The 824-nt window shown below is 71.6% G+C and carries 1 protein-coding gene; it reads left to right on the plus strand.

Annotated elements, in window-relative coordinates:
• Positions 1–824: hypothetical protein (locus GUY60_RS37980; protein WP_161706042.1), on the plus strand; the 824-nt coding region annotated here is incomplete at both ends.

Here is an 824-nt window from a genome sequence, read left to right on the forward strand (position 1 = left end):
GGCCGGGTGCGGGCGGGTCTGTCCGCGGTGCTGCTGGTCCTCGCCTGCCTGATCACACCGTTGGGGGCGCTGTCGACCTGGGCGAAGTACGAGATCGGTGACGCCGACAACTATGTGGCCACGATGGCGCCGCTCGCTTCCGAGCCGGCCGTGCGGGAGACCGTGGCGGACGCCGCGACGGGGGAGATCATGAAGCAGATCGACGTGGGACCGCTGCAGGACACCGTCGAGGCGTTCCTGCACGAAGCGATCCTGTCGTTCACCGACACCGCGGCCTTCAGGACCGCCTGGGACGCGGCCAACCGGGCCGCCCACGACGCCGTGCAGGACTCCTTGAACAACGGCGGCGACAGCAGCGTCGCCATCGACCTCGCACCCATCACCGAGCAGATCAAGACGCAACTCATCGAGGACGGTGTGCCCTTCGCGCACAGCATCCCGATCACACACACCGAGGTCACCGTCCTCGACGCGCAGGACCTCGGCACGGCGCGGAAGGGGTTCCACATGCTCCAGGTCGCGGGGATCTGGTTGCCGCTGGGGGCGCTGGTTTGCGCGGTCGTCGGGATCGCCCTCGCGGTACGGCGACGCCGCGCGGTCATGGCCACGGGGCTCGGGCTCGCCCTGAGCGCGGCGGCCCTCGCCGTGGCGCTCGCCGTCGGCCGCAGCCTCACCCTCGACGACCTGCCCCGTGACCTGTCACGCCCGGCCGTCGCCGCCGTGTACGACGCGCTGACCTCGACGCTGCGGACCACGGCCTGGGTGATCGTCGCGGTGGGCCTGGCGGTGGCGCTGGTGGCGTGGGCGGGCGGACGGTTCGGATG

It is taken from the genome of Streptomyces boluensis, from assembly GCF_009908195.1.
Lineage (GTDB): Bacteria > Actinomycetota > Actinomycetes > Streptomycetales > Streptomycetaceae > Streptomyces > Streptomyces boluensis.